The organism is Pseudoalteromonas sp., from assembly GCF_041613455.1.
Classification (GTDB): Bacteria; Pseudomonadota; Gammaproteobacteria; order Enterobacterales; family Alteromonadaceae; genus Pseudoalteromonas.
This window is the reverse complement of record NZ_JBFJHD010000308.1, coordinates 1-2,781: the sequence shown is the minus strand read 5'-3', so window position 1 is coordinate 2,781 and position 2,781 is coordinate 1. Positions and strand designations below refer to the sequence as shown.

Sequence of the window (2,781 nt, the reverse complement as noted above, 5' to 3'; positions counted from 1 at the left end):
CGCAGCCGTCTTCTACGATGAAACCAAAACCTTTGGCGTTGTTGAACCATTTGACTTTACCACAAGCCATACTTCTACATCCTTCTATAAGTTGACTAATTTAGTTAATCTAAACCGTATAATTTGCTAGACTGACTAAGGTTTAATCAATCTAACTTTGACTGTAGTTTATTTAGCCAGTCAGTCAAGTTTTTTGATCTATTTATTAACATTTTATTTATTTTTTTATTCAAGTTTGCTTGAGTTACTAAGACAAGACTATATTTAATTATGAGTGGTATGAAAGATTCAGGTGTTATAGACATTGTTCGCGACAGTGAAAAGCAAAAACTGCAGCCGCCGCGAAAATACAAAGTTGTTTTAAATAACGACGATTACACGCCGATGGACTTTGTGATTGAAGTTCTGATGACGTTCTTTAATATGGATAGCGATAGAGCAACTGATGTGATGCTACAAATTCATCAACAAGGAAAAGGTATCTGTGGCGTATTTAGCTCAGATGTAGCGCACACCAAGGCTGAACAAGTTAACCGATATTCAAGGGATAACGAGCATCCACTGCTATGTACTTGTGAGCAGGAATAAATACCATAAGGCGATAATCGCCTGAAGTAAAAGGTATAAAATTATTATCTCTGTAAGGGGTTGCCAATGCTAAATAAAGATTTAGAACTTACTTTAAACAGCGCGTTTCGCGAAGCGCGTACACGTCGTCATGAGTTTATGACGGTAGAGCATCTTTTACTTGCGCTATTAGACAACCCGTCTGCGGGAGAAGCGCTAACGGCCAGTGCGGTTAATTTGGTGGAACTTAAAGCCGAATTGCTCGAATTTATCGATGAAACCACTCCCGTGATCCCTGATTTAGAAGAAGAGCGTGAAACACAACCGACGTTAGGTTTTCAACGCGTACTGCAACGTGCGGTTTTTCATGTGCAATCGTCGGGTAAAAGTGAAGTGACCGGCGTAAATGTGCTGGTGGCTATTTTTTCAGAGCAAGAAAGCCAAGCGGTTTATTTATTAAAAAAACACGATATATCACGCCTTGATATCGTTAACTTTATCTCTCATGGTTTTGCTAAAGGCGACGATGAGTTAGGCGATGATACCGACGACATTCATGAAGAAGTGCATGAAGTACCCAGTGAAGAAGCAAGCAAACTAGACAGCTTTACGTTAAATTTAAACGCTCAAGCACGTGATGGCTATATAGACCCCTTAATTGGCCGCGACAGCGAAGTAGAGCGCACGGTACAAGTGTTGTGTCGTCGTAAAAAGAACAACCCATTACTGGTTGGCGAAGCGGGCGTGGGTAAAACAGCGATTGCAGAAGGGTTGGCGTATCGTATTGTGAACGAACAAGTTCCCGATGTGATTGCCGATGCGGTTGTATATTCGTTGGACATGGGCGCGTTATTGGCGGGTACTAAATACCGTGGCGATTTTGAAAAACGCTTTAAAAGTTTATTAAAAGAGCTGCAAGCAAAGCCAAGTGCTATTTTATTTATCGATGAAATTCATACCATTATTGGTGCCGGTGCGGCATCGGGTGGCGTGATGGATGCATCAAACTTATTAAAACCTTTGCTTTCCAGCGGTAAATTACGTTGTATGGGCTCTACCACCTATAACGAGTACAAAAATATATTTGAGAAAGACCGTGCACTAGTGCGTCGCTTTCAAAAAATTGATGTGCTTGAACCGAGCGTGGCTGATACCACCAAAATATTAAATGGTTTAAAAGAGCGTTACGAAGCACACCATGGCATTCGTTATACGCAAAAAGCGTTAAAAGCCGCGGCAGAGTTAAGCGCAAAATACATTAATGAGCGCCACTTACCCGATAAAGCGATTGATGTCATTGACGAAGCGGGTGCTAATCAGCGTTTGCTACCGACTTCTAAACGCAAAAAAACTATTGGTGTGGCCGATATTGAAAACATCGTCGCTAAAATGGCGCGTATTCCACCGCAAAGTGTGTCATCAAGTGATAAAGAAACACTGAAAAACTTAGACCGCAACCTAAAAATGTTAGTGTTTGGGCAAGACCCATCAATTGATGCATTAACGTCGGCAATTCGTTTATCGCGCTCGGGCTTATCAAGCGAAGACAAACCTGTGGGTTCGTTCTTGTTTGCCGGCCCAACTGGGGTGGGTAAAACAGAAGTCACCAAACAGCTGGCGAAGTGCATGGGGGTTGAGTTTATTCGCTTTGATATGTCTGAATATGTTGAGCGCCACGCCATTAGCCGACTAATAGGTGCGCCGCCAGGATACGTGGGCTTTGAACAAGGTGGCCTATTAACCGAAGCCGTTATTAAAAACCCGCATGCGGTGGTGTTACTGGATGAGATTGAAAAAGCGCATTCAGATATTTATAACATTCTGCTGCAAGTGATGGATCACGGTACACTCACCGATAATAACGGGCGTAAAGCCGACTTTAGAAACGTGGTGGTGGTGATGACCACTAACGCTGGCGTGCAGCAAACTACGCGCGCTTCTATCGGCTTTACCGAGCAAGATCATACACACGATGCGATGGGTGAAATTAATAAAGTGTTCTCACCTGAGTTTAGAAACCGCTTAGATAACATTATTTGGTTTAACCACTTAGATAAAGAGGTTACCTTACAAGTGGTGGATAAATTTATCGTTGAGCTGCAAGCGCAACTGGATAAAAAATCAGTTAATCTTGAGCTGAGTGACAAAGCACGAGAATGGTTAGCAGACAAAGGCTACGACAAAGCCATGGGGGCTCGCCCAATGGCACGTGTT

At 42.6% G+C, this 2,781-nt stretch carries 3 protein-coding genes; 2 read left to right on the top strand and 1 reads right to left on the bottom strand.

The features are described 5' to 3' along the window. Positions 1 to 70 (bottom strand): cold shock domain-containing protein (locus tag ABYB02_RS16375; protein WP_372763437.1); only part of this gene is annotated, 70 nt, incomplete at its 3' end. A 209-nt stretch (positions 71 to 279) separates the two neighbouring features. On the opposite strand from ABYB02_RS16375, the gene clpS reads away from it, so the two are divergent. Next, on the top strand, positions 280 to 588 hold the full coding sequence (gene clpS, locus ABYB02_RS16370; RefSeq protein WP_372763436.1) for an ATP-dependent Clp protease adapter ClpS: 309 nt from the start codon (positions 280 to 282) through the stop codon (positions 586 to 588). A 66-nt stretch (positions 589 to 654) separates the two neighbouring features. Further along, on the top strand, positions 655 to 2,781 hold a 2,127-nt coding region (clpA, locus tag ABYB02_RS16365; RefSeq protein ID WP_372763435.1), incomplete at its 3' end, for an ATP-dependent Clp protease ATP-binding subunit ClpA.

Bases quoted from the DNA above. Each gene is read 5' to 3' on its own strand.
- clpS (WP_372763436.1), top strand. From the start codon at position 280: ATGAAAGATTCAGGTGTTATAGACATTGTTCGCGACAGTGAAAAGCAA.